The sequence below is a fragment of the Pedococcus sp. P2_E5 genome (assembly GCF_056403895.1).
The window spans coordinates 68,170-94,267 of sequence record NZ_JBFUEP010000004.1; the positions used below are offsets into that span (position 1 = coordinate 68,170).

General features: G+C 69.3%; 22 protein-coding genes. 13 read left to right on the forward strand and 9 right to left on the reverse strand.

Annotated features, from left to right (window positions below; translation table 11 throughout):
• Window positions 1-49: 49 nt before the first annotated feature.
• Window positions 50-1,603 (reverse strand): S53 family peptidase, encoded by a 1,554-nt coding sequence (locus tag AC1DVZ_RS02320; protein ID WP_477616570.1) that lies wholly within the window; start codon window positions 1,601-1,603, stop codon window positions 50-52.
• Between the two features lie 212 nt (window positions 1,604-1,815).
• Here AC1DVZ_RS02320 and AC1DVZ_RS02325 point away from each other — a divergent pair, with 212 nt between their 5' ends.
• Window positions 1,816-3,168 (forward strand): CoA transferase, encoded by a 1,353-nt coding sequence (locus AC1DVZ_RS02325; RefSeq protein WP_477616571.1) that lies wholly within the window; start codon window positions 1,816-1,818, stop codon window positions 3,166-3,168.
• A gap of 6 nt (window positions 3,169-3,174) precedes the next feature.
• Here the strand turns inward: AC1DVZ_RS02325 and AC1DVZ_RS02330 are convergent, their stop codons facing one another.
• The 5 genes from AC1DVZ_RS02330 to AC1DVZ_RS02350 form a co-directional block, all read right to left on the reverse strand.
• Entirely contained in the window at window positions 3,175-3,867 is a 693-nt protein-coding gene (locus tag AC1DVZ_RS02330) for a hypothetical protein (RefSeq protein ID WP_477616572.1), read from the reverse strand.
• Between the two features lie 135 nt (window positions 3,868-4,002).
• Complete coding sequence (locus AC1DVZ_RS02335) at window positions 4,003-4,758, reverse strand: energy-coupling factor ABC transporter ATP-binding protein (RefSeq protein ID WP_477616573.1); 756 nt, start codon at window positions 4,756-4,758, stop codon at window positions 4,003-4,005.
• On the reverse strand, window positions 4,755-5,516 hold the full coding sequence (gene cbiQ, locus AC1DVZ_RS02340) for a cobalt ECF transporter T component CbiQ (RefSeq protein WP_477616574.1): 762 nt from the start codon (window positions 5,514-5,516) through the stop codon (window positions 4,755-4,757). Before cbiQ ends, AC1DVZ_RS02335 begins: the two co-directional genes overlap by 4 nt.
• A 1-nt stretch (window position 5,517) precedes the next feature.
• A complete protein-coding gene (locus tag AC1DVZ_RS02345) occupies window positions 5,518-5,886 on the reverse strand; it encodes a PDGLE domain-containing protein (RefSeq protein ID WP_477616575.1) in 369 nt (122 codons plus the stop codon).
• The gene (locus AC1DVZ_RS02350; protein ID WP_477616576.1) at window positions 5,883-6,572 is read right to left on the reverse strand and encodes an energy-coupling factor ABC transporter permease; all 690 of its coding nucleotides are present in this window, start codon (window positions 6,570-6,572) and stop codon (window positions 5,883-5,885) included. The genes AC1DVZ_RS02345 and AC1DVZ_RS02350 overlap by 4 nt, the downstream gene beginning before the upstream one ends.
• Window positions 6,573-6,774: 202 nt before the next feature.
• On the opposite strand from AC1DVZ_RS02350, the gene bcp reads away from it, so the two are divergent.
• Window positions 6,775-7,245, forward strand: a complete 471-nt coding sequence (gene bcp / locus AC1DVZ_RS02355; protein WP_477616577.1) for a thioredoxin-dependent thiol peroxidase — start codon at window positions 6,775-6,777, stop codon at window positions 7,243-7,245.
• Window positions 7,246-7,280: 35 nt separating this feature from the next.
• Window positions 7,281-7,568 carry a DUF3618 domain-containing protein gene (locus tag AC1DVZ_RS02360; RefSeq protein WP_477616578.1) on the forward strand — a complete coding sequence of 96 codons (288 nt, stop codon included), beginning with the start codon at window positions 7,281-7,283 and terminating at the stop codon, window positions 7,566-7,568.
• Between the two features lie 68 nt (window positions 7,569-7,636).
• Here the strand turns inward: AC1DVZ_RS02360 and AC1DVZ_RS02365 are convergent, their stop codons facing one another.
• Together AC1DVZ_RS02365 and AC1DVZ_RS02370 are read right to left on the reverse strand one after the other, a co-directional pair.
• The gene (locus AC1DVZ_RS02365) at window positions 7,637-8,122 is read right to left on the reverse strand and encodes a rhodanese-like domain-containing protein (protein WP_477616579.1); all 486 of its coding nucleotides are present in this window, start codon (window positions 8,120-8,122) and stop codon (window positions 7,637-7,639) included.
• Complete coding sequence (locus AC1DVZ_RS02370) at window positions 8,119-8,604, reverse strand: cysteine dioxygenase (RefSeq protein ID WP_477616580.1); 486 nt, start codon at window positions 8,602-8,604, stop codon at window positions 8,119-8,121. The genes AC1DVZ_RS02365 and AC1DVZ_RS02370 overlap by 4 nt, the downstream gene beginning before the upstream one ends.
• 572 nt (window positions 8,605-9,176) lie before the next feature.
• Here AC1DVZ_RS02370 and AC1DVZ_RS02375 point away from each other — a divergent pair.
• From AC1DVZ_RS02375 to AC1DVZ_RS02385, 3 genes are all read left to right on the forward strand, one after another.
• Complete coding sequence (locus AC1DVZ_RS02375; RefSeq protein WP_477616581.1) at window positions 9,177-9,929, forward strand: peptidoglycan-binding domain-containing protein; 753 nt, start codon at window positions 9,177-9,179, stop codon at window positions 9,927-9,929.
• 257 nt (window positions 9,930-10,186) lie between these two features.
• Complete coding sequence (locus AC1DVZ_RS02380; RefSeq protein ID WP_477616582.1) at window positions 10,187-15,529, forward strand: beta strand repeat-containing protein; 5,343 nt, start codon at window positions 10,187-10,189, stop codon at window positions 15,527-15,529.
• Window positions 15,530-15,611: 82 nt separating this feature from the next.
• Window positions 15,612-16,034 carry a hypothetical protein gene (locus tag AC1DVZ_RS02385; protein ID WP_477616583.1) on the forward strand — a complete coding sequence of 141 codons (423 nt, stop codon included), beginning with the start codon at window positions 15,612-15,614 and terminating at the stop codon, window positions 16,032-16,034.
• Window positions 16,035-16,475: 441 nt separating this feature from the next.
• On the opposite strand, the gene AC1DVZ_RS02390 is transcribed toward AC1DVZ_RS02385, so the two are convergent.
• Window positions 16,476-17,663: an ROK family protein gene (locus tag AC1DVZ_RS02390; protein ID WP_477616584.1), complete on the reverse strand. Its 1,188-nt coding sequence runs from the start codon at window positions 17,661-17,663 to the stop codon at window positions 16,476-16,478.
• Window positions 17,664-17,791: 128 nt separating this feature from the next.
• Between AC1DVZ_RS02390 and AC1DVZ_RS02395 the strand changes: the two genes are divergently transcribed.
• From AC1DVZ_RS02395 to AC1DVZ_RS02425, 7 genes are all read left to right on the forward strand, one after another.
• Window positions 17,792-18,970, forward strand: coding sequence for a Gfo/Idh/MocA family protein (locus AC1DVZ_RS02395; RefSeq protein ID WP_477616585.1), 1,179 nt, complete (start codon window positions 17,792-17,794; stop codon window positions 18,968-18,970).
• Window positions 18,971-19,141: 171 nt separating this feature from the next.
• Entirely contained in the window at window positions 19,142-20,500 is a 1,359-nt protein-coding gene (locus AC1DVZ_RS02400; RefSeq protein ID WP_477616586.1) for an ABC transporter substrate-binding protein, read from the forward strand.
• Window positions 20,501-20,535: 35 nt separating this feature from the next.
• Complete coding sequence (locus AC1DVZ_RS02405; protein ID WP_477616587.1) at window positions 20,536-21,516, forward strand: carbohydrate ABC transporter permease; 981 nt, start codon at window positions 20,536-20,538, stop codon at window positions 21,514-21,516.
• Window positions 21,513-22,433 (forward strand): carbohydrate ABC transporter permease, encoded by a 921-nt coding sequence (locus AC1DVZ_RS02410; RefSeq protein WP_477616588.1) that lies wholly within the window; start codon window positions 21,513-21,515, stop codon window positions 22,431-22,433. The genes AC1DVZ_RS02405 and AC1DVZ_RS02410 overlap by 4 nt, the downstream gene beginning before the upstream one ends.
• Before the next feature lie 52 nt (window positions 22,434-22,485).
• Window positions 22,486-23,427 carry a sugar phosphate isomerase/epimerase family protein gene (locus tag AC1DVZ_RS02415; protein WP_477616589.1) on the forward strand — a complete coding sequence of 314 codons (942 nt, stop codon included), beginning with the start codon at window positions 22,486-22,488 and terminating at the stop codon, window positions 23,425-23,427.
• Between the two features lie 33 nt (window positions 23,428-23,460).
• Entirely contained in the window at window positions 23,461-24,483 is a 1,023-nt protein-coding gene (locus AC1DVZ_RS02420; protein WP_477616590.1) for a sugar phosphate isomerase/epimerase family protein, read from the forward strand.
• A gap of 55 nt (window positions 24,484-24,538) precedes the next feature.
• Window positions 24,539-26,098: a GMC oxidoreductase gene (locus AC1DVZ_RS02425; protein WP_477616591.1), complete on the forward strand. Its 1,560-nt coding sequence runs from the start codon at window positions 24,539-24,541 to the stop codon at window positions 26,096-26,098.

Here is a 26,098-nt window from a genome sequence, read left to right on the forward strand (position 1 = left end):
GGTTCCGGGGCAGGCCAGCTGCCCCGGAACCGGCGCTCACCGGACGTCGTCAGGGAGCCGCCGTGAGCCCGGCGACGTATCCGGCTGCTTGGGGGCTGCCCCAACCGGTGGTGAGGTCGTAGCCCGTGGTCGTCGGGAACCCGGGCACAGGCCCCGGCGTGACGAACCCGTCCGCCCCGGTCTCCCACATCCGGTTGTCCTGCAGGACCCCACTGGGTGCGGTGCCGTAGGTGTGCGCCGTCACGTCGCTGAACGCGCTGGCGCGGGGGAACCCGTTGGCGTAGATCGCCGTATTGAGGTTGCCGATGCCGGCCTTGCCGAGAGCCTTGCGAGAGGCGTTCGCGATGGCAGTGACAGCGGCGACCTGCGGTGAGCTCGCCGACGTCCCCCCGAAGACACCCCAGGCCGGGGGTCCCTCGATCTCGGGGAAGTACGTGTGGAAGACGAGGACCCCACCGTTGACGGCAGCGTTCCATGCCAGGTCGGGGACGCCGCGGTGGTTGCCGACGACACTCGCGACGGTCGACTGGAAGGCCGGCCGCGCATAGACACTCGAGAGACCGCCACCGGTGCCGATCGAGGCCCAGCTCTCGTTCCAGACGGCCTGGGTGTTGCCACCCGGGTTCCACGCCCAGTAGAGGGGGTTGCGGCTGCCGTCGTCGTTGAACGGCTTGTCCTGCGTCGGGGCCCACGTCCACCCTGACTGGACCTGCGTACCACCCACCGACGTCACGTAGGGGGAGGAGTTCGGGTAGCTCACCGAGGGGTGGTCCACCGTCTGGGTCTGGTGGTGCGCGCGACCCGTGCCCAGGGAGCCGTCGTCACCGGACGAGGCGAAGAAGGTGTCGTGCTTGGCCAACCCGCGTTGGAAGGTCTGGTCGAACTTCGCGAACTGACCCGACGCCGAGGCTCCTCCGAACGCTTCCTCGGCGGTCCCGAAGGACATGGAGAACACCGTCCCGGCCGGGTACTTCGCGATGGCCCAGTCGATGGCGTTCATGAAGTTGGGCATGCCCTGGACGCCCTGGGTCTCCGCCACCGGTGTGGCGACCAGCACGATGTGCGCCTTGGGGGCGATGGCGTAGGCCCACTGGACATCGAGGTTCGCCTCGCTCGCCCAGCCGTCGGCGGACGTCGGTCCGGCGGTGCCGCTGCCGTTGCCCGTGGCGTGGGTGTAGTCGACCTTGCCCAGTGGGAAGACCGCCTCGAAGTCTGGCGTCGGTCCGTGGAAGGTGTTGGCGAAGAAGGCGACATCGTCTGCGGCAGTGGGGCTTCCGTACGAATCCACGAGCACGATCGTCTGTCCAGCGCCGTCCGTCGTGGCCGGGGTCAGGGGCGACAGTCCGTAGAAGGCGCGGATCTGGTCGGGGGTGTAGCAGTGAATCGTCGTGCTCACCCGCCCGTCCGGGGCGGGCCGCGTGCAGCTGGCTGGATCGGCCGAGCCGGCCGTGTCGCCTGCCGCGTGGAAGGCGGACTCGGGTGCCCGTGCGGACAGCGAGGTGCCGGTGGACACCGGTGCCGTGCTGCCGGCCAGGGCTGGAGCCCCCGCAGCGAGTCCGAGGCATCCGGCAACGACTGTCGCCAGACCAATTCGAAGGGTCATCGTGTGCTCCCGTGATGGAGGGGTGGGGCCTCGTGGTCCCCTGGTGACACCGTGGGTGCGGCGTCCTCCGCAAGGCTCCGCCCAAAGCACGAAATGTCCCCATGACAATTGTCATCGGACAGCCCGGGACGCTGGGCCGCGCCTGGCTCCGTGGTCCCGACGACCTTCGTGGTCCCGACGACGGGGCAGGCGCCGAGTCCTAGAGTCGACCTGTGAACCACCTGCTCCGCGAGGTGCTCCCGGCCCTCGGCCTCGACGAGGGGTATGCCGCGGCGCACCTCGACCTCGACGCCGGCAGCGCCCTTCCTGCCGCCCTTCCGGTGAACACCCTCGCCTGCGGCTCGGTCGCGGCAGCCGGTCTCGCCGCTGCCGCGCTGCACGGCTCGCGGCGGGTGCACGTCGATCCGCGGCAGGTGTCGGTGTCCTTGCGGAACGACCAGCTGCAGACCGTGGATGGGGTGCACGAGCCCGGATTCGCACCGTTGTCAGGGTTCTTCGGGGCGCGAGACGGCTGGGTCCGCACCCACGCCAACTATCCACATCACCGGGTGCGGTTGCTGCGGGCCCTGGGTCTGGCCGAGGAAGCGACCCGCGAGGACGCCGCAGCTGCCATCGCCGAGCGGTCGGCCCAGGAGGTGGAGGACCTCGTGACGGCCGACCACGGCATCGCGGTGCGAGTGCGGTCGGTGGGCGAGTGGATGGCCTCCGACCAGGGCGGCGCCGTGGCCACGCACGACGTGCTCTCGGTGAAGTCCCTTCCCAGCGAGAGCCCCTCGGGAGTCCGCTCGGAGGGTCCGGTCCCCGCCCCCGAGCGCCCGCGGATCCTCGACCTCACGCGGGTGCTCGCCGGCCCCGTCGCGACTCGGACGTTGGCACTGCTCGGCTGCGACGTGCTGAGGGTCGACAGCCCTCACCTGCCGGAGCTGGAGGCCCTCCACCTCGACACCGACGCGGGCAAGCGCTCGACGCTGGTCGACCTGCACGACGAGCACGCCCGACGGCGACTCCACGACCTGCTGGCCGGGGCCGACGTGCTGGTCACCGGCTACCGGCCCGGTGCGCTCGCGGCCTACGGGCTGGACCCGGACCACCTCGCCGAGCAGCACCCCCAGCTCGTCTGCGCGACCCTGACGGCGTGGACCCCGGCCGGGCCCTGGGGGAGGCGTCGCGGGTTCGACAGCATCGTGCAGGCCGCCACCGGGATCTCGCTCATCGAGTCGCGGGACGGTGTGATGCCGGGAGCGTTGCCCGCCCAGGCGCTCGACCACGCGACTGGCTACCTGCTGGCGGCCGGGGTGCTGGCGGCCCTGAGGCGACGGGCTACCGACGGCGGCACCTGGCGGGTCGAGGCACACCTGGCCCGCACCGCCCACTGGCTGCTCCAGACCGACGCCCTCGACGCACCGGCCGTGGCGATCGACGACCCGAACCCCTGGCTGGTCGAGTCCGACACGGCCCATGGTCGCGTCGCCCAGTCGCGCCCGGCCTTCGGAATCGATGACACCCCAAGCGAATTCGCGTGGGTGGGGCGCCGCTTCGGGGCCGACGAGGCGGGTTGGGCCTGACCGTGCCTACTGCCGCGAGTTGGCGCCCTTGAGGACCGTCAGCGTCGACTGCCGGACGGCGACGAGCTCGTGCAGGGTCGCGGTACCGGGAACGGCCTGGCCGTCCACGCTGGCGGTTGGCGCGGACTGGCGGGTCCAGCCGTCGGTTCCTTCGAGGAAGAACAGGAACCGGCCGGAGATCCGGACCCGGTCGTCGATGCGGCTGAGGTCGCCGCTCGGCGCCCAGTTGCCCGTGAACGAGTCCGTCTCGTCGAGCTCGGTCTCGGTCTCGTAGTCGGTGGTGTGCATCGGGATGGCCGCGGCGGACACGGTCGCCGAGGTCAGGCGGTGGGAGATGCTCACGTCCACCGCGTCGGTGGAGCCGAAGCTCTCCCGCGTCGGTCGACCGGTCAGGATGCCGTCGACCTCGACCACCGTGTACCACTGCCGTTGCAGCACGATCCGGTCGCCGTGGCTGCGCAGGTGGGCGCCGCCGGCCCCCTGGTCGGACGTCTCGAAGGTATGGGCGTCCGAGGCGAAGACCGTCGTGTCTGCGCAACGGGCTCCCAGGACGAACTCGGGGCAGGTCGTCCACTGGGCGATGGCGACCTCACCCGTGAAGCGGAGCGTGAACACCGGGCCGGCATGGGCCGCAGGGGCCGCCAGCACAGGTGTCGACAGGGCCGCGGCGGCGGCCATGGTGACCAGTGATGCCCTCATCTGATTTCCTCCCTCGTCCGGCGCGGGCTGCGTGCCGGCGCGCGACGGGGCGGGTGCCGGTGCGCGGCCGCGCCCCTACCCCTCCAGACGTCTGTCGTCGGGATCTGGTTGACCTCGATCCCTGTGACGTCGCGGCTAGGAGGGAGGAGCGGCGATGGCTCGCGGGTCGAACCCGAACGGCAGCTCGAGCCGGTGGGCCGCCATGAGGGCGTCGTCGGTGAGGACGTCCCGGGTGGGCCCGTCCGCGACGACGACCCCGTCGGACAGCACGACCGACCGCGGGCACAGCTCGTAGGCGTACGGCAGGTCGTGGGTGACCATCAGCACCGTGACGTCGAGGGAGCGGACGATGTCGGCGAGCTCGCGCCGCGATGCGGGGTCGAGGTTGGACGACGGCTCGTCGAGCACCAGGATCTCGGGTTCCATCGCCAGCACGGTCGCGACGGCGACGCGACGACGCTGCCCGAACGACAGGTGGTGCGGCGGACGGTCGATGAAGTCGACCATCCCCACGCGGTCGAGGGCTGCGAGGACCCGTGCCTCCAGGGCGGCACCGCGCAGCCCGAGGTTGGCCGGGCCGAACTCGACGTCGGCGCGCACCGACGGCATGAACAGCTGGTCGTCGGGGTCCTGGAAGACCACCCCCACCCGGCGCCGGATCTCCTGCAGGTTGTCCTTGGTCACGGGCATCCCGGACACGGCCACGGTGCCGGCGCCGGCCGTGAGGATGCCGTTGAGGTGCAGAACCAGCGTCGTCTTGCCTGCGCCGTTGGGCCCGAGCAGGGCGACGCGTTCGCCTTGGTGCACATGGAGGTTCACGCCGAACAGGGCCTGGTGGCCGTCGGGGTAGGCGTAGGCCAGGCCCCGGACGTCGAGGACGGGTGCGGTCACAGCGCCACCGCCGCGAGCAGGGTGGCCAGTGCCGCAGCCGGGAGTATGCCGGCCAGCCGCCACTGCTCGCGGGTCGCCGTCAGGGGGTGGGTCACCGGGAGCTGGCCGGTGTAGCCGCGGGAGAGCATGGCGAGGTGCACTCGTTCGCCGCGCTCGTAGGAACGGATGAACAGCGCACCCGCTGTGGTGGCCAGGACCGGCCAGGACCGGACGTCCCGGGACCGGAAGCCGCGTGAGTCCCGCGCGACCTTCATCCGTGCCATCTCGCCGGTGACCACCTCGAGGTAGCGCACCATGAAGCCCATGATCTGCACGAGCTGGTGGGGCAGGCGCAGTCGTTCGAGCCCGGCCACGACGTGTCGCGGCTCGGTGGTGGTCGCGAGCACGAGTGAGGCCATCACGCCCAGGGTGCCCTTGGCCAAGAGTGCCCAGGCGGCGAGCAGGCCGCCCTCGGAGAGCCGTAGCGGTCCCACCTCGACGCGCGGCCCGGTCGCCACGAACGGCATCAGGAGGGCGAAGCCCACGAAGGGCACCTCGACGACCATCCGCTTGGCGTAGTAGCCGAACGGCACTCGCGAGCAGCGCTGGGCGACCAGGACGAGGACGAGGTAGACGGCATACGCGGCGAAGGCCGTCCGCGGGGTGAGGACCACGGTGACGACGAAGCCCAGCAGCGCCACGAGCTTGGCATGGGCGGGCAGGCGGTGGACGACCGAGTGCCCGTGGAAGTGCAGGTGGTGGCCGTGTCCGGCGCCCACGTCAGCGGTCCCCGTCGCGGGAGGAGCGGCTGGACGTGTCGCTGACGCTGTCGTTGTCGCTGTCGTGGTCGCTGTCGCTGCTCGGGCGGCGCCGGACGGCCAGGAAGAGGCCACCAGCGAGCACGAAGACGAGCGTGGCGCCAGCGACGCCGGCGATCCCGCCCGAGAGCCTGGCGTTCTCGACACCCCGGGTGGCATAGCCGGCGAACGGTGAGCCGTCGCTGGCGTGGGAGCCCGCAGAGTCGAGGAAGCCCTTCTCCCCGGCCACGAACACGAGGCCGTCCGGGTGGCTGGAGGCGTAGAACGACACGACTCCCGCGAGGAACAGCGACACGAGGACGCCGACGACGACGAGGCGGCGGGTGCTCATGCCCGCACCTCCTCGCGGATGGTCAGGGTGCGTTGGCGCAGGCTCCGACGGGCGCCGTAGACGAGGTCCGGGCGCACGGCGACGATGCTCGACACGGCCAGTGCGGTGATGGCCGCCTCGCCGAGTCCGATGATGCTGTGCACCCCCACCATCGCGGTGGCCACCGTCGAGAACGGCACGTCGGCGTTCCCGCCGATGGCGAACAGGACCGAGAACCCCAACGCTGCCGTCGGCACCGAGACGAGGGCTGCCACCGCCGCCGCGGGGACGACCGACGCCGGCCGCTGGGGCAGCAGGGCGCGCACGCCGACGAAGACGAGCCAGCCGACCCACACCCCGACCAGGCCCATCAGGGTGATGTTGGTGCCCAGTGCGGTGAGGCCGCCGTCGGCCATCAGGGTGGCCTGCACGATCAGGACGACCGTGATCGCGAGGGTGGCCGTCCACGGACCGACCAGGACCGCCGCGAGGGCGCCGCCGAGGAGGTGGCCGGACGTGCCCGCACCGATGGGGAAGTTGAGCATCTGCGTCGCGAAGACGAACAGCGCCACGAGCCCGGCCAGGGGAGCGGTGCGGTCGTCGAGCTCCCGCCGGGCACCCCGCAACGCCAGCCCCACCCCGGCGACCGCGACGACGGCCGTGCCGACCGAGGTCGGTGCGTCGAGGAATCCGTCGGGCACGTGCACGGCTCGCTCCTGTCCTGAGGTGCTGCAGTCTCTCGAGGTGTTGGCGTCCTGAGGCCCTGGTGATTCGGAGCCCGGGCGCCGTGTGGATGTCGTCCTGAGGTGGCGGTCGCCCGGCTGGGATAGGTTGGGAACCGCTGGTGGCAGCCACGTTATTGCAAGTGACTCGCAATAACACTATCCGAACGACGAGGAGCAGACAGCAGTGGCCGAACGACTGACCGCGGGTGACACCGCCCCGGACTTCACCCTGCCCGACGACCAGGGCGGCGAGGTGTCCCTCTCCGACCTGCGCGGCCGCAAGGTGATCGTCTACTTCTACCCGGCCGCGATGACCCCGGGATGCACCACGCAGGCCTGCGACTTCAGCGACAACATCAACACCCTCGAGCGCGAGGGCTACGAGGTGCTCGGCATCTCGCCCGACAAGCCCGAGAAGCTGGCGAAGTTCCGCGAGCACGACGGACTCACCATCCGGCTGCTGTCGGATGCGGACAGGTCGGTGATGAACTCCTACGCGGCCTTCGGCGAGAAGAAGCTCTACGGCAAGACCGTCGAGGGCGTCATCCGCAGCACCGTCGTCGTCGACGAGGACGGCAAGGTCTCCCACGCCTGGTACAACGTCAAGGCCACCGGCCACGTCGCCAAGCTGCGCCGCGACCTCGGCCTCGACTGACCCGTTCTCCCCGCCTGATCCACCAAGGAGCCCGCATGAGCGAGAACACGACCAAGCCGTCGGCCGACGGCACCAAGTCCGTCGACCAGATCGAGGCCGACATCGCCGCCGCGCGGGAGCGCCTCGCGGGCACCGTGGACGAGCTGCACACCCGCACGGCGCCGCAGGAGATCGCCCGACGGCAGGTCGAGTCGCTCCGGACCAGGTTCACCGAGGCGACCCGTACCGAGTCCGGTGACCTGCGCACCGAACGCATCGCGGCGCTCGCTGCTGCCGCCGTCGCGCTGATCGGCCTGGGCGCGGCGCGCCGCCGTCACCGCTGAGCCGCAGGGCTGGGCCACACACAACGGCGAAGTATGCCGCGGGGCTGGGCCCCGCGGCATACCTCACCTCAGCCGGCGATCGGCAGGCCTGCCTCGCGCCACGCGCGGAAGCCGCCGATGATGTCGGTCGCCCGGTGGATTCCCAAGCGCAGCAACGCATCTGCGGCCAGTGACGACGTGAAGCCCTCCTGGCACAGGACCAGGACACGGGTGTCGTAGGCGGCGATCGGGAGCCGCGCCTCGTGCCGAGGGTCGAAGCGCCACTCAAGGACGTTGCGCTCGATGACGAGCGGTCCGAGGTGGGGGGCGACCTCGCCCTCGAAGGCGCGCTGCGCTGCCGGCCGGATGTCGACGAGGACGGCGCGACCGTGGAGCACCTCCTGGTAGGCGCCGCGGGCGCTGACCCGGTCCAGCCTGCTGCGCGCGTCCCTGAGCTGGTCGTCGATGCCGGCGTAGGTCGGGGCGTCCCAGCCACGACCGGCCGGTGCTGCGGTCGGGGTCGCGGTCGGGTCGCTGAACAGGCGGGTCTCCCAGTGGACGGTCGTGGCGCTCACCACTGCTCACCCGCCCGCTCGACGCCGGTCTGGCGCAGGGTGTTGTCCAGCAGGGCATACCGAGTCATGCCTTGCAGCGCGGGGGAGTAGACGTGCACCGACAGCGCTGGGCGGTCGCCGAGGTTGGCCACGTTGTGGATGTGGCGAGGGCCGAACGACCGACCCTCGCCCTCCCAGAGGTAGCGGTCCTGCGCCGAGCCTCCCGACCAGGACTGCTCGGCGAGCTCGCCCTTGACGGTGAGGAAGGCGCCCTCCGACTGGAGGTGGTCGTGCCAGCCGGTGGAAGATCCGACAGGCCAGTGGATCAGCCAGATCTCGAGGTGGGCGGTGGCGTCGAGCCGGCGCCAGCTCCGTTCGGTGGCGTCGAGGTCGACCTCGCGCTCGAGGTCGGGGTCGGTGGCGAACAGCCGTGCGGTGCGCAGCAGCTGGCTACGAGTGAAGCGGTTGACGCCGGGTGTGCCGGCGGTGGTGATGGCGGTCATGGTCCTGCTCCTGATCATGGGTGAGGGTCGAGCGGTCGGAATGCGGTGCGTGGCAACACATTCGGCGACAGAGCGAGCCCTGCGTCAGGTGCAGGTCGAGGTGGATGCGGTGGTATGCCGCGTGGCTGAGGAGGGGTGAAGCCATGGTTTCGTCTTCCGATCGGGCGGCGCGCTCACGATGGGGCGCCGGGGCTGGTGCGGGCTGAGGTCAGGCGCAGCAGCAACACCGCATGACGCCGCTGCACATGGAGCCCATGTGCATGCGGTGCGCCGCGGTGGTCGAAGACATGGCACCAGTGGAGCACGACCTCAGGAGCGTCGTCCACGGGAAGAGGCGCACGTCTCGCCACGCGGGACGCGCCGAGGGGGCCGATGCCCGCAGTGGGTCAGTCACGGGCTGTGCGAATCGACGGCTAGTGCAGATGAACGAGGCCGACCGCACCCATGTCGGCCACACTGGACGTGAACGGGCGCTCTCTGTAGGGGGCTCGGCAGGGGTTCGCGGCGCGAGACGCTGTGACCTGCCACAGGGCGGGCCGTCCGCGCTGCTTCGACAGCGGCGGAGGCGCACCATGGCGGCAGCAGACATCCTCACCCAGTTCGGCACCAAGCGYGCGCCGGAGGTGGTGGAGCTCGCGGCGCTGGCCGGACTCGAGCTCGCTGCCGCAGCCACTCTCMTGGAGAAGGAGTCGGGCGGCGGCCGGAACATCTACGGCCACGACGCCGTGGAGACCGGGGGCTTCTACGAGAAGGGGGGCCCGGTCACCAAGCAGAACTACAAGAAGTACAAGGAGCACCGTGCGTCGTTCGGCGCCCAGGGGGTGGGCCCCTGCCAGCTGACCTTTCCCCCCTTCCAGGACCGGGCGGACGCGCGGGGAGGCTGCCACGACTGGCGGGTCAACGCCCTGGTCGGCTTCGAGATCCTGTCCGGCCACATCACCGCTCTGGGTGTGAAGAAGGGCTTCCGGGCCTTCAACGGCTCAGGCCCTGCGGCCGAGAAGTACGCGAACGACGCGATGAACAAGCTCCGGGTCTGGCGCGACCGGCTGGACGGGTCGCCCTCGACGGCTCCCCACATCGTGCGACCGGTGCTCAAGGAGGGTGACCGGGGAGCCCTGGTGCTCGCGGTGCAGAAGTTCATGAACCGCACCTTCCCGCTGTACTCCCACCTCGAGGTGACGTCGAAGATCTACGGCCGCGAGACCTCGAAGGTGATCGCGGAGTTCCAGCGTCGCGCGGGGGTGTCAGGGGCCGGAGTCAGCGCCGCCGGGCGACAGATCGGGCCTCCGACGTGGGCCGCCCTGGAGTTCTTCGGCTTCCGCTGACGTCAGCGCGGGAGCGCCCAGTAAGTGACCGTCACGGCGCGCGTGGTATCCCGGGCTAGGGAAGCCCGTTCGGGCCACGGGCGTCCTCGTCCGTTCGGCCGATGCTGACGGGCGTCCCCGCATGACGGCCCTCACATTCGGACAAACCGCCGTCACACGACAGCCCCTGGCGAGTCTGCCTCTTGTGGGGATCTCCCGTGTCGTGGCTGCCTGGCCCTGGCACCCCCCCTTAGGTCGAAGGCTGGGTCGAAGGCGGCATGGACAACGTGAACAACCTGGGCGTCACCACACCGGGCACCCCCGCGCGCGGACCGCGTGGTGGGCTGCATCGCCGCGGCCTGATCCGGGCGTGGACACCGCGCGGGCGCAGTCGTGCCGGGTCGATGGTGGTCGTCGCGCTGGTGGCTGTCCTCGGTGCCGGGGTCCAGCTCGTCGCCACCGCCCCACTGCACCAGGCGGCGGCGGCGCCCGGTGTCCCCAACCCCCCGGTCGTCGTCTTCAACGAGGACTTCGAGAACAACGCTGACAACACGGCGACCGGTGCGAAGGCGTTCACCACCGCCGGCGGAGCCACCCAGTACGTCGGGACCACCCCGGCCGGACAGACGTACACCGCAGATGCCAACTGGATCAACGGTGACCGGTGCGACGGCATCGTGCTGAGCTACAACAACGGGCTGAACGTGGCCAACGGTGGTGCCCCGGCCTGGGCCACCACCACGAGCACCCAGGCCAACCAGTGCAGCCCGCTGACGACCGTGCAGAGCTACAACGGCATCCGCACGCTGGCGCGCGCACTGGGCTCGGTCGTCGGCGGCGGTGACGACAACCACATGGTGTCGTCCTACACCGAGTGCACCCAGGACACCGCCGGTAACATCCCGTCCGGCGGCTGCGACACGCTCCCCACGGGCCCGACCGCGTCGCGAATGTTCCAGACCAACCTGGGCATCCCGGTCAGCCCCAACCACTTCTACACCTTCGCCGTCGACGCCGTGGCGGGCAACTGCAGTGGGGCCATCACGAGCCCGCAGCCGAGCGACCCGAAGTTCCAGTTCCAGCTGGTGAGCGGCGCCACCCGGACCGACGTGGGTGCCCCGCTCAACCCGTGTCGCGACGCCAGCAGGCAGGCCTTCACTGTGAGCCGGCCGCTCACGGTGGGCTCGGCGACGATGAGCGGGTTCGTCAGTCGTCTGCGAGCGGACTCCGCCTTCTTGTTCCCCGGCTCGAGCCTGGGCGTCGCCGCCTACAACACGTCCGGGATCACGCTCGGCAACGACGGCGGTTTCGACAACATCCAGGTCCAGGACGTCACGCCCGCCCTGGACAAGGCCTTCTCGCCGGCGTCGCTCGTCGTGGGTGGCAACTCAACGCTGACCTTCACGATCACCAACACCAGCGACCTGCTGGCCAAGAACGACATGGCCTTCACCGACACCTTGCCCGCCGGGCTCGTGGTCTCATCGACTCCTGCCACCAGCACCACGTGTGGCAACGGGACCGTGGGCGCGACCGCCGGCGGGTCCGTGGTCACCGTCGCCGGCGCGGACCTCGCCGCCGGCGCGACGACCTGCACCGTGTCCGTCTCCGTGACCGCCTCGGCTGCGGGCAGCTACAGCAACGGCGCGGCCAACGTCACCGGACTGATCGGGCTCAACCCGCCGCCGACCGCGTCGGTCACCTTCTTCGACACCGACTTCGGCGATGCCCCGGCCAGCTACGGCACCGCCACCGCGTCGCACACCTTGTCCGGCATCGTGGGCGCGCCGAGCACGCCCACCCTCGCGCTCGGCGCCACCCGCGACATGGAGGCGGCAGCCGCCGTCACGGCCGGCGCGACGGGTGACGACACCACCGGCAGCGACGACGAGGACGCGGTGAGCGGCACGCCGACGTTCATCACGAACGGCGCCATGAGTCTCGCCGTTCCCCTGCGCAACACCACTGGCGCGACTGCCACCCTCGCCGGGTGGGTGGACTTCAACCGCGACGGCGCGTTCCAGGCCACGGAACTGGTCACCGCCTCGGTTCCCGCCGGCGCCACCACGGCCACCCTCACCTGGCCGGTCAACCTCACCGCCTCGGCCGGGGCGTCCTTCCTCCGGCTGCGACTGTTTCCCGGCACGGTGGCGACGCCCAGTCCGACCACCGCGGCGGTCGGTGGGGAGATCGAGGACCACCCCGTCACCCTGAGCCGCTCGGGCATTGTGGTCGACAAGACGGCAAACGTCTCCACCGGCGTCTCACCCGTGGCGGTGACCTACACCTACGCGGTGACCGGGCAGCTCGAACCACTGCGAAACGTCACGCTGACCGACGACAGGTGCTCGGTGCCGGCCACCAAGACCGGCGACGTCAACGGCGACAACATCCTCCAGCCGTTGGAGACGTGGGTCTTCACCTGTGCCGCCAGCCTGACCACCACGACGACCAACACGGCCACCGCCACGGGCATCGGGACTCTCTCCGGCGCCACCGTCACCAACACCGACACCTGGACGGTCACCGTGACCGCCCCGAGCCTCAACCTCTCCAAGACCGGCGGCACCGTCTCGGGCCCGAACGCCGCAGGCAACTACACCGCGACCTACACCGTGCGGGTCTCGAACACGGGCACGGCTTCGGGCACCTACGGTCCCATCACCGACACCCCCGCCTTCGCCCCCAATCTCGCCGTCACGGGCGCGTCGTGGACCGGTCAGGCGACGGGCAGCGCCACTGGGGCCGGACCGTTCGCCATCGGCGCCGCGGGCACGACCATTGCAGTCGGTGTCACTCACACCTACAACGTCACGGTCACCTTCCACTACACGAATGCCACCCAGGCGAGTGCATGCGCAGGCACCGGCACCGGGCTGTACAACTCGGTGGCTCTCGCCGCGGGCCAGGAGCAGGGCGCGACCACGGACAACGCGGCCTGCATCGCGCCACCGGTCCCGCCCGCTCCGGCGATCGCCCTCACGAAGTCGATCTCCTCGACGGTCCCGAGCCCCCTCACCGGCGCAGGGCAGACCGTGAACTACCGCTTCGCCGTGACCAACCCGGGCGTGGTCCAGCTGACGTCGCCGAGGGTCAACGACAGCCGCTGCACCCCGAACTACTCCTCGGGTGACACCAACGCCGACGGCATCCTGCAGAACGGCGAGACCTGGATCTTCACCTGCGCCTACACGACGACGCAGGCCGATGTCGATGCCGGCGCGGTCAACAACACCGCCACCGCCCAGGGCACCCCGCCGTACCTCACCACCCCGGTGACGTCGGCCCCGTCGTCCACCTCGGTGACGATCGCCGAGGTGCCGGTGATCGACCTGACCAAGACGGCGGCGGCGGTCACCGACGTCGACGGCAACGGTCCGGACGCCGGAGACCGGATCACCTTCGGCTTCACCGTGCGCAACGCCGGCAACACGACCCTGTCCATCGTCTCGATCGCCGACCCGGCGCTGAACCTCGCGGCTTTGCAGTGCGTGGCCACGCTGGCCCCCGGCGAGTCGACCACCTGCACCGCGGTGCACGCCCTCACCCAGGACGAGGTCGACGACGGCGGCATCACCAACACGGCGACCGCCACCGCGTTGCCCCCGAAGCCGAGCGACCCGCCGGCCACCGGAACGGACACCGCAGTCACGACCGTCGCGAGCGACCCGTCCGTGACGATCGAGAAGTCCGCCGGGACGCCGACGACTGCCAAGGGTCGGGTCGACACCGTGACCGATGCGGGCGACACGGTCGTCTACACGCTGCTCGTCACCAACACGGGCGACGTCACCCTCGACCCGGTGCGTGTCACCGACGCCAAGCTCGGCCTCGACTCCGTGGTGTGTGACGGCGGCAGTGCCCTGGCTCCCGGTGCCGGCGCTACCTGCGCGTTCAGCTACACGCTGCTCCAGTCGGACATCGACGCGGGCAGGGTGGACAACCTCGCGTCCGTGTCGGGCACCCCGCCGACCGGTGCACCCGTCAGCTACACGGACATCGCCCGGGTCGACCTGACCCCGACCAATGCCCTGTCCCTGACCAAGGCGGCATCGGCGGTCAATGACCTCGACCGCAACGGCCCTGACGCCGGTGACACGGTGGACTACACCTTCTCCGTCACCAACGACGGCACCACCACCCTGGCCCCTGTGACCATCACCGACAGCAGGCTCGGTGGCCCCGCCTTCACGTGTGTCGCCTCGCTGGCTCCCGGCCGCACCGCCACCTGTGACGGGCCGACGCCGTACGTGCTCACGCAGGCTGACATCGACGCGGGAGCCGTCGTCAACGTCGCGACCGCGACCGGTGACGCCGCGGTGGGCCCCGATCCGACCGATGGGTCGACCGCCACCGTGGACATGGACAACCTCGCGACCGTCACGCTCGTCAAGCAGGCCGGTGCGCCGACCGTCGGTGCGGGGGCGCTCGCCACGGTGACCGACGCAGGCGACTCCGTGACCTACACGTTCGAGGTCACCAACACCTCCAACCTCACCTTGACCGGGGTGCAGGTGACCGACCCGAGGCTCGGCACGGTGACCTGCCCGTCGACGACGCTCGCAGCCCACACGTCGATGTCGTGCACCGCCGCGGCATACGTGCTGACGCAGGCGGACATCGACCGCGGACGCGTGGACAACACGGCGACGCTCGTGGCGACCGGCCCGCAGGGTCCGGTTCCCTCGGTCACCGACACCGCAGCCGTCACGCTGACCCCGGTCAGCGCGATCGGGCTGGTGAAGTCCGCCAGCGCGGTGACCGACCTCGACGGCAACGGCACGGACGTGGGCGACTCGGTCACCTACTCGTTCACCGTCACCAACAGGGGTGCCACCACCCTGGAACCGGTGGCCGTGACCGACGCCAAGCTGGCGCTGGCCGGTATGCCGTGCGGTTCCGGCCCCTTGGCTCCGGGCGCCTCGCGCACCTGCGCCGCCCCGGCCTACGCACTGACCCAGGCCGACCTCGACGCCGGTCACGTGGAGAACGCAGCCACCGTGACGGGTCGCGGCCCCACTGGAAGCAGCGTGACGGCCGATGGCTCGGTCTCGTTCCAGACGGCTGGCTCGGGCGCCATCACGCTGCGAAAGTCGGCGACCCTCACCGACACGGACGGCGACGGCACAGCTGATGCTGGTGAGACGATCGACTACGGATTCACCGTCACCAACTCAGGGTCCGTCACGCTGACCTCCATCCGGATCACCGACGCCATGCTGGGGATCGATGACGCCCTGTGCGCCACGGGGTCGCTCGGACCGGGGGAGTCGGTCGCCTGCAGCGAACTGGTGACCAGGCACCGGGTGACAGCGCAAGAAGTGACCGCCGGTCAGGTGCGCAACGTCGCCACCGCCACCGGTGAGCGGCCGGGTGGGCAGGTCGTCCGCGATGCGGATGCCGTTACCACTCCGGTGGATCCGCCCGCTGCCTCGCCGCCGCCACTGGAGTTCCGCGACGACCCGAGCCCCCTTCCGGATGGTCTCGCCTTCACGGGAAGCAACGCCTTCACCATGCTGGGAGCTGCGCTCGCCCTGCTGATGGTCGGTTTCCTGCTGCTGCTCGGTCGCCGGCGCGGTGAGCTTCGCTCGGCCGCCCCTGCGGGCCGACACCGCAAGTGACCGCACAGTGACAGCGCCAATGACAGCGCCCATGACAGACAGCGCAAGTAGCAGATTGACGAACCAAGGAGATAGTTGACGTATGCGCTCGCCTTCCATCGTGACGAAGGGTGCCGTCCTCGGCGCCGTGCTACTGGCCGTAGCGGGGTGCCAGGGGGAGAAGGGGGCGGCCACCCCGAGCTCCAGTACTCCGGCGACCGTGACGGCTCAGCCACCCAAGAGCCAGCCCGCCGGAGCGATCAAGGAGCTGCATGACGCCAAGTGCACCTACGCGGAGGGTGCCTGGTCGTTCTCGGGAGAGCTCACCAACGCCGGCAAGGGGAAGGTGACCTACACCGTGATGGTGGCCGTCGCCAAGACCGACGGGGGTACCGTCCTCGGCTCCAAGCAGATCACCCAGACACTCGCTCCCGGAGAGTCCGCCAAGGTCAAGGCCGACAAGTTCTACAAGGGCAGCAACAAGGGTGTGTCCTGCGTGCCCAGCGCCACCAAGGCACCCGCCTGATCCGGCCCGGGTCACCTCAGGTTGCGCCAGCGACGCGCAGCGCGAACGCGGGCGACGTCGAAGTGCGGTCTGAAGTAGTTTTCGGCGCCCTCGGTCTGGGACTCGGGCTCGTTCGCGATCGACCACACCACGATGCTGGGTGGGCCTTGCCGATGATCGCGTGGTCCTCGTGCATCCCGAAACCCTTGAACTAGAAGGGCTCTCCGTTGATGAGGAACTCATTGCCACGCACTTCGACGGTGCGGATGCCGACGGTCTGGACCATCCAGCCGACCGAGCCGGTGCTCCCGGCCGGCACGGGCATGTGGCGCGCTCCGGCGAGCGGCGCGGCATACCAACGGTTGTCACGTCCGACTGCTTCGGGGTCTGGCGTGAACTGCCAGAGTCCGTCGCGGTTCTTCCGCTCGAGGGTGGTGGTGTCCTGGGCGCAGCATGGATGACCTACGACGGCGGTGCGAGCCGCTGCGGGCCGAGCGCGTCGTGGATGGCGAGCATGCTGGCACCGATGAGGCCTGCATCGGCGCCGGCTCGGGCCTGGACGATCTGGAGGTGCTCGGTGGCCAAGGGCATGGAGCGTGAGTAGACGACCTCGCGTACACCGGCGAGCAGGTGCTCGCCCACGGCCGAGATGGACCCTCCGAGGGCGATCACCGCGGGGTTGATCAGGCTGACGCACGTGGTGAGCACTTCGCCGATGTCACGGCCCGCTTGACGGACGGCCTGGATCGCCATCAGGTCTCCGGCCTTCACGAGCTCGACGACGTCGGCGCCCGAGTTCGCCGGTACACCCGCTCGTGTCAGGGTGGCGGCGATGGCGGGACCTGAGGCCATTGCTTCGAGGCAGCCATAGTTGCCGCAGTGGCAGGGGACGGTCGCTCCGCGGGAGATCTGCACGTGGCCCAGGTCGCCTGCAATGCCTTGGGCGCCCCGTTGCAGTCGTCCGCCGGAGATGATTCCGGATCCGATCCCGGTGGCAACCTTCACGAGCATGAAGTGCTCCATGCCGGGCCAGGCGTGCGACTGCTCTCCGAGGGCCATGATGTTCACGTCGTTGTCCACCAACACAGGGATATTGAAGTGCTGTCGGATCCATCCCGGCACGTCGAAACGGTCCCATCCCGGCATGATCGGTGGGTTGATCGGCCGGCCCGTGGCGAACTCGACCGGACCCGGAAGTCCGATGCCGACGGCCACGAGGTCGGTTGAGCTCCGACCCGCGCTCTCCAGGAGCGCACGCGCTGCTTCGACCACCCAGCCCAGCACACGCTCGGGTCCCTCGGCGATCTTCAGGGACGTTCGTTGGCGGGCGATGATCGACCCGGTCAGGTCGGTGAGGGCCACCGCCGCGTGGCTGGCTCCCAGGTCCGTGGCGAGTGCAAGTCGCGCAGTCGGGTTGAAGGCGAACTGCGATGGGGGGCGGCCACCGCTGGACGCGGCACCCTCGACGGGGCTCACCAGACCCAGCTCCAGCAGTCGGTCGATGCGCGCTGCCACGGTTGCCCGCGACAAGCCGAGCTGCGAGGCGAGCTGGGCGCGCGTTCGGGGGCGGGCGTCACGAAGCAGCTGGAACAGCTGGTCGACACCGTCCGTGCCGAGCAGCGACTGCTCTGCCCCGGTCGTCACGCTCATCGCTTTCCCCTCCTAGCCGTGGTTGCGTCAGCGTATCTTGCGCAGTCCATAAAACAAAGATGCCACATGCGTTGCAACTTTTGCTCAATCTATTGACAAAAGTATGCCGGCGCCGTTTGATGTGACCTGTGACAACGACGACACCCCTCGCGGCAGCGCACCAGACCTCACCAGAGCTGGCCACGCCGTCCCTGGGAGCTGGCCTGATCGGGGGTGGCTTCATGGGTCTCGTCCATGCTCGGGCCGTCCGGGCGTCGGGTGGCAGCCTCATCGGCGTGGCGTCCTCGTCGCCTGAGAGCGCGCTGGCTGCCTCTGGTCGCGTCGGCGCCCAGCCCTTCTCCTCCGTCCAGGAGCTGTTGTCCGAGCCCACCGTCGACGTGGTGCACATCTGCACCCCCAATGTCACCCATGCTGACCTGGCCGTGGCCGCGCTGGCGGCTGGGAAGCACGTGGTCTGCGAAAAGCCCCTGGCGACCACCGTGGAGGACGCCCAGCGGATCCAGCAGGCAGCCGCCGACAACGGGCTCACCGTGGCCGTGCCCTTCGTCTACCGCTTCCACCCGATGGTTCGCGAGGCGGCTGCCCGGATCCAGGCACAAGATCTGGGTGAGGTCCACAGCATCTCGGCCTGCTATCTGCAGGACTGGCTGCTGGAGCCGGGCGATGACGACTGGCGGGTCGACGACCGGCTCGGCGGTCCCTCTCGCGCCTTCGCAGACATCGGCTCGCACCTGTGCGACCTGGTCGAGTTCGTCCTGGGCGACCGGATCGCCCGACTCTCAGCGCGCACCCGGACGGTGCTGCCCGAGCGCGGTGGCGTCCAGGTCCGCACCGAGGACCTCGCGGCCCTGCTGTTCGAGACCGAACGGGGAGCACTGGGCACCGCAATGGTGTCCCAGATGGCTGCCGGTCGGAAGAACCATCTCGCCCTCGAGGTCATGGGCACCACGGCCTCCCTCCTCTTCGAGCAGGAGGCGCCCGACACGCTGTGGCGCGGCCAGCGGCAGGACTCGCGGATCCTGGTGCGTGACGCAGCCACGCTCAGCGAGGACGCGGCCCGCCTGGTGACGGTGCCGGTGGGTCACCCGATGGGGTACCAGGACGCGTTCAACGCCTTCGTCGGCGACGCGTACCGCGTCGTGGCTGGTCACGACGTCCCGGGCCTGCCCACCGCCGCGGCCGGGTTGCGCGCTGCCGTTCTCACCTCCGCCGTGCTGACGTCTGCTGCCAGCAACGGCGCCTGGACAGATGCCTCCTCCTCGGTCCCGGCGGCACCTGCCGGCGACCCCACCGATTCCCGCCCCTGAGCCGGAAACCTCCACTCCCTACTCGAGAAAACTCCGCAGCACCTAGCCAAACCTCCGCACCACCAAGCCAAACCTCCGCACCACCCAGCCAAACCTCCGCACCACCCAGCCAAGATCCAGATCGGAGTCAGAGCAATGTTCTCATCCACACAGGGGGCAGGCCGGGCCCGCATGGGAGCCGTCGTCGGCCTCTCCGCGGCCGTGGTCGTGTCCCTCACCGCCTGCGCATCGGACCAGCAGTCGGGCGCCGCGTCGCAGAGCAAGGGTGCCGTTCCAGCCCGCCTGGACGCCGCGCTCTACCAGAAGGCCGTTGACGCGGCCAAGCAGCTCGCGGGCGGCCAGAAGCTCGACGCGTCGATCGAGATGATCGGTGTCAACGGTGGCGCAGAGGGCGACGTCCTCAAGGGCGTCTACAAGGCCTTCACCGACGCCACGGGCACGAAGGTCAACTACACGGGCACCCAGGACGAGAACAACATCGTCCAGTCCCGGGTCTCGGCCGGCAACCCGCCGGCCATCGTCGACCAGTCGGTCGGCGTCGCCACCCAATACGCCAAGCAGGGCAAGCTCGTCGACGTCGGCTCCATCGTCGGCGCAGACAAGCTCACGAGCACTTTCGGCGACAGCCTGGTCAAGGGCGTGACGGTCGACGGCAAGACCTTCGGTCTCTACCAGGGCTTCAACAACTTCATGGTCTGGTACAACCCGCAGACCTACCAGGGACCCAAGGAGCCCAAGTCCTGGGACGAGCTGGTGAAGTACACCGACGAGCAGGCCGCCAAGGGCCAGCAGACGTGGTGCATCGCCGAGGACGCCGGCGGCGGTAGCGGCTTCCCGGGCGCCCAGTTCATCGAGAACATCTTCGCGAAGAAGTACGGTCCTGAACTCCTCCGCCAGTGGGGCGCCAGCGAGCTCTCGTGGACCAGCCCCCAGGTGAAGGACGCCTTCGAGGAGTTCGGCAAGATCGCCACCAACGACAAGAAGGTCAGCGGCGGTCGCGCCGGTGCCCTGGCCTCACCGATCGCCACCGGGTACAACGGGCTCGTCGCGGCGAAGCCGACCTGCCAGCTCTCCCTTTGGGGAGCCTGGGTGCCCGGGCTGATCGGCAAGGACGTCAAGCCGACCGAGAACCTCGACTTCTTCCGTGTCCCCGGCTTCGGCAACGGCCATGACGGCACCGAGATCTTCCAGACCACGGTCACGACCGCGTTCAAGGACACCCCGACGACCCGGGCCTTCCTGAAGTACGTCGCCTCCAACGAAGCACAGGCCCTCCTCGCGTCGGCCGACCAGTGGCCGGTCGCCGACCTCACGGTGTCGCCCGACACCTACAAGAGCCCGCTGCTCAAGAAGACGGCACAGACCTACTTCTCCGGAGCCAAGGACGTCCAGCTCTCGACCGGGCCCAACGTGATGGCCAACTCGGCCGTCCAGACGGCCTTCTTCAAGGGCGTCGTGTCCTACCTGCAGAAGCCCTCCAGCCTGGACTCGGTGCTGCAGAGCATCCAGGCCGCGGCCAGCGCCAAGTAGCTCCACATCCACCAGCCATCCCAAGGGCGGACACCATGGATCCACTGACCAGCGTTCCTGCACTGATCCTCATCGGAGCGGTCGTCATCCCCGCTGTCGTCTATCTCCTGCTCGGACTGGGTGAGGGCATCCTCACCCGGTTCGGCGGACGACGCATCGGTGGTATCCGCCCTTGGGTGTGGCTGCTCCTGCCACTGCTCATCATCGGCGTCATCCTCCTCTACCCCCTGCTCGCGACCATCGTCTACGCCTTCCTCGACGCCAAGGGCGACCGGGCCGTAGGAGCCCAGAACTTCGCGTGGGCCTTCGGCGACGAGATGCGCAGCGTTGTCGGGAACAACGTCATCTGGCTGGTGGCGTTCCCCCTCATCACCGTGGCGCTGGCGCTCGTCGTGGCCGTGCTGTTCGACCGGGTCCGGTACGAACGGGTCGCGATGAGTCTCATCCTGCTGCCGACCGCGATCTCCTTCACCGCGGGCTCGATCATCTGGCGGCAGATCTACACCTACAGCCCGCCGGGAGCTGAGCAGCGCGGGCTCCTCAACGAGCTGTGGACGCTGATCCCGGGGAACGAGCCGGTCGCGTGGCTCCAGACCGAGTTCGTCAACACGCTGGCCCTGATCTTCGTGGCCGTCTGGTCATCGTTGGGGGTGGCAGCGCTGATCCTCTCCGCTGCCGTCAAGAACGTGCCCGTCGAGCTGCTCGAGGCGGCCCGGCTGGACGGGGCGGGGGAGTGGCGGGTCTTCCGGTCCATCACGCTTCCCTCGATCCTGCCGGCGGTCATGGTCGTGGTCACCACCGAGGTGATCTTCGCGCTCAAGATCTTCGACATCGTCTACGTCATGACCAACGGCAACTTCAACACCAACACGATCGCCAACCGCATGTACTACGAGCTGTTCGCCGCCAACAACCTCGGCCACGCCAGTGCGATCGCCGTCATCCTTCTCGTGGTGGCGCTCCCGGTGGTCTTCATCAACATCCGCCAGTTCCGTGCGGAGGAGGCCACGTCATGACCACTGCACCCGTCATCCGACCCGGCGAGCTGCAGGCCCAGGCCACCTCGTTGCCTGTCCGGTCCAACCGGCGCAGTCGCAGGCTTCCGGCTCCGGCGCGTCTCCTGATCCACATCGTCGTGGGGCTGCTGTCCGTCGTCTGGTTCACTCCGGTCCTGGCCCTGTTCATCTCTTCCCTCCGCACCCAGTCCGACAACGCCGCCACAGGCTGGTGGACGGCTTTCACCAACCCCCTGTTCACGGGTTTCAACTACCAGGAAGCCTTCTCCGTCATCGGTGTCGGGCACAGCATCGCCACCTCGCTCGCCATCGCCATTCCCGTCACGGTCCTCACGACCGCGATCTCGGCCCTGGGCGCCTACGCCTTGACCCAGATGTCCTTCAAGGGCAGGACCGCGCTGTCCCTGCTGTTGGTCGCGATGCTCGTCGTCCCCGTGCAGGTGACCCTGGTGCCACTGCTGAGGCTGTTCAACACGCTCGGCCTCAACGGCACGGTCCCTGCGGTCTGGATCTACCAGGTGGGGTTCACGGTGCCCTTCGGCATCTTCCTGCTGCGTGGCTTCATGGTCGGGATCCCCAAGGAGCTCTTCGAGTCGGCCAGCATCGACGGCGCATCGCCACTGCGGATCTTCCGATCGGTCGTCCTGCCCCTCTCGGTGCCCGTGATGATGTCGCTGGCCATCATGCAGTTCCTGTGGTCGTGGAACGACCTGCTCATCCCGCTGCTCTTCCTCGGCGGCTCAGAACTGCCCGCGCCGATCACGGTCCAGGTCGCCGGTCTCGTGCAGACCACAGGGCAGGGCGAGGGCACGATGATGGCCGCGACCTTCATCTCCGTGCTCATCCCGCTCGTCATCATGGTCGGTCTGCAGCGCTACTTCGTCCGAGGCATCCTCGGCGGCGCCGTCAAGGGCTGATCTCACAGCTGATCCGACAGTCGAACCCGCCTAGCCTCCCGACAGGAATCCCATGACCATCAAGCGATCCCAGGTCGCCCTCAACGCCATCCAGTGGATCAACCTCAAGCCCGCCCCGGGCGAGCCGCGCCTGTGGCGCTACGCCGACCCCACGTGGGTGGCGGAGCAGCTCGACGTGCACCGCACGATCCGCGCCTCCGGGTTCGACGCGGTCATGATGGAGGTGCTGGACACCCAGACCTTGCAGGCATACCGCACGATGCTCGACGAGGCCGGTCTGCGGCCGGCCCCCGGCTACATCCAGATCGCGCCGCCCGAGGCCAAGGGCCTTTCCCTGCGCCAGGGCAGTCCCGAGTGGATCAGGTGGTTCGACCCCGTGCGGCGGCGCGCCGAGGAGTCGAACTACCTGGGGCTCGAGACCGTCTTCCTCGCCGCTGAGATGGATCTCGCGGCCCCGCGCGTGGTGGACGCCACCGCCGTGGGTGCATTCTTCGACCAGTCGATGCTCGACCGTCAGGTGGAGTACCTCGGTCATGCGGCCGAGGTGCTCCAGGCCGAGGGCATCCGCCCGGGCTTGCACAACCACGTCGGCTCCCTCATCGAGACCGAGTACGAGATCGAGTACGCGCTGGACCAGCTCGACGCCTCCCTGCTCGGCGCCTCCTTCGACATCGGTCACCTCGAGTGGGCGGGTATGCCGTGTGCGCCGTTCCTGCAGAAGCACCAGGACCGACTTGTCGACGTGCACGTCAAGGACCTCGACCTGACCATCGCGGCGGCGAGCCGGGCGAAGCCGAGTGCCTACTACGAGGTCTCGGACCAGCGGTTCTTCCTCGAGCCCGGGCTCGGGGACATCGACCTGGACGCCGTCATCACTGCTCTGGGCGAACACTTCGCGGGGTGGATCATCCTCGAGGTGGACCGAGCCAGCATGGAGCCGGACGAGAGCGCCCGGTTCAGCTGGAAGTGGGTAGAGAGAACCTTCCCGGCCTGACCCCTCGCACTGGACTGAACGAAGGAGCAAGCAGTGTCAGCACCATCGACCCACCCCGTCACGTTGTTCACCGGCCAGTGGGCGGACCTCCCACTGGAGGAAGTGGCCAAGCGCGCCGCCGAGTGGGGCTACGACGGACTCGAGATCGCCTGTTCCGCTGAGCACCTGGACGTCTGGCGGGCGGCCGAGGACGACGCGTACCTGCAAGGGCGACTCGACCTGCTCGACCGCCACGGGCTCAAGGTCTGGGCGTTGTCGAACCACCTGACGGGTCAGGCTGTCTGTGACGACCCGATCGACTTTCGGCACCAGGCCATCCTTCGTCCCAGGGTGTGGGGCGACGGGGACGGGGAGGGCGTCAGGCAGCGTGCGGCGGAAGAGCTCAAGCTCACCGCAAAGGTCGCCCGCAAGCTCGGCGTCGACGTGATCACCGGCTTCACGGGCTCGAAGATCTGGCCCTACGTGGCGATGTTTCCTCCGGTCCCGGGCCACGTCATCGACGCCGGGTACGAAGACTTCGCGGCTCGCTGGAACCCCATCCTCGACGTCTTCGACGACGAGGGCGTCCGCTATGCCCACGAGGTCCACCCCGGCGAGATCGCCTACGACTACTGGACCTGCGTGCGGGCCCTCGAGGCGGTTGGTCACCGACCGGCCTTCGGCTTCAACTGGGATCCCAGCCACATGATGTGGCAAGGCGTCGACCCGGTCGGCTTCATCGTCGAGTTCGCGGAGCGGATCTACCACGTCGACTGCAAGGACACCCGGATCAGAGCGAACAGCGGTCGTGCCGGCGTCCTCGGATCGCACCTCGCATGGGGTGACCCCCGGCGTGGCTGGGACTTCGTGTCCACCGGACACGGTGACGTCCCCTGGGAGGACGCTTTCCGCGCGCTTCGTCACGTCGGCTACGCCGGTCCGATCTCGGTCGAGTGGGAGGACGCCGGCATGGACCGCCTCCACGGCGCCGAGGAGGCGCAGCGGTTCGTGCGCTCCCTGCTGTGGGACCTGCCCACGAGCTCGTTCGACGCCGCCTTCAGCAGCAACGCCGACTGAGCTCCGCGGCATACCGCATCAAGAAACTCGTTGGCACAGCCGTGGAAGGGCACTGATGAACAGTTCGAACGATGGCCATGATGTGCTGATCGTGGGCAGTGGTCTCATGGGCGCGGCGGTGGCGCGACGAATCCGCGACGAGCGGCCAGAGGCCCGAATCCTGATGGTCGACGGCGGGCCGGTGATCGGCTCCCTTCCCGGTCAGCACCTGCATGACGTGCCCGAGCCGCACCTGTGGGAGCGCTACAACTTCCAGGTCTCCTCGGGAATCCAGGGCTTCTACACCGGCACACCTCCGACGTCCGATGTCGGCAGCACCTTGGTAGACGTGGAGCCTGGCATGTACCACCTCGCGTCCATCGGCGAGGACTCGGACGGGATGCCGTCGGCAGCCGTGGCCTGGAACGTGGGTGGCATGGGGGTCCACTGGACCGCGGCAACGCCGTGGCCGTGGGGCAGTGAAGTGCCGGACTTCATCCCCCCGTCCGAGTGGGACGCAGACCTGGCCGAGGCGACCGAGCTGCTCGGCGTCAACCGCGAACCATTCCCGCCAACTGCTGCCGGCACCCTGGTCATGGACGCCCTCCACGACGTGTTCGACGGCGTCAGTGCGCCGGGTCGGGCACTGCAACCCATGCCGATGGCAGTCCGCAACGACGACGCCGGCGTGCGACGTCGGACGGCGCCCAACACGATCTTCGCTCCCATCAAGGACGATCGGACCGATCCGCACTTCACGCTGATGTCCGGCGCGCAGGCGGTTCGCCTGCTGCACGACGAGGGCGTGGTCACCGGCGCCCGGCTCCGCGACGTCGCCACCGGAGAACACCGCGACGTGTCCGCCGCTGTCACCGTGGTCTGTGCCGATGCCATCAGGACGCCGCAGCTGCTGTTCGCCTCGGACATCCGCCCGGAGGCGCTGGGGCGCTATCTCAATGAGCACGCCTTCCTCTCGGGCCGTGTCTTCACCGATCCGCAGCGGTTGGGCTTCCCCCTCGAATCGGTGAGCCCGATGGACCCCGGCGAGTTCATGAGCGACCACCTCTGGATCCCGCACAGCGGGCCTGCCCAGCCCTTCCACGTCCAGATCGCCAACCAGGTCCACGTCGACGAGGACCAGAACCCCTTGGCCTACACGGTTGGACTCGGGTTCTACGTGCCGACGGAGATCAACGCGGACAACCGACTCGAGTTCTCCGACGAGCGCACGGACGCCGCTGGTATGCCGCGCATCTCGGTGCGCTTCTCCTACAGCGATCAGGACCAGGCCCTGATCCGTAGGGCGCGCCAGGTGCAGCAGACGGCCGCCGAGGCGCTGGGCGCCTTCGACCCGGAGACCGAGTCCGCCCTCCTCGCCGCGGGATCGTCGCTGCACTTCACCGGAACCGTTCGGATGGGTCCCGTGGAGGACGGCACCAGCGTGTGCAATCCCGACGGGCTGGTGTGGGGTTTCGAGAACCTCTATGTCGCCGGCAACGGCGTCCTGCCGACCGCTCTCGCCTGCAACTCCACGCTGACAGGCATGACCACCGCCGTGCGCGCCGCCCGCGCGCTCTGCCGTGGGCTCACGCCCCACCCCGCCGCAGACTCAGCCGCGTTCCCCGGCGGTGTCTGA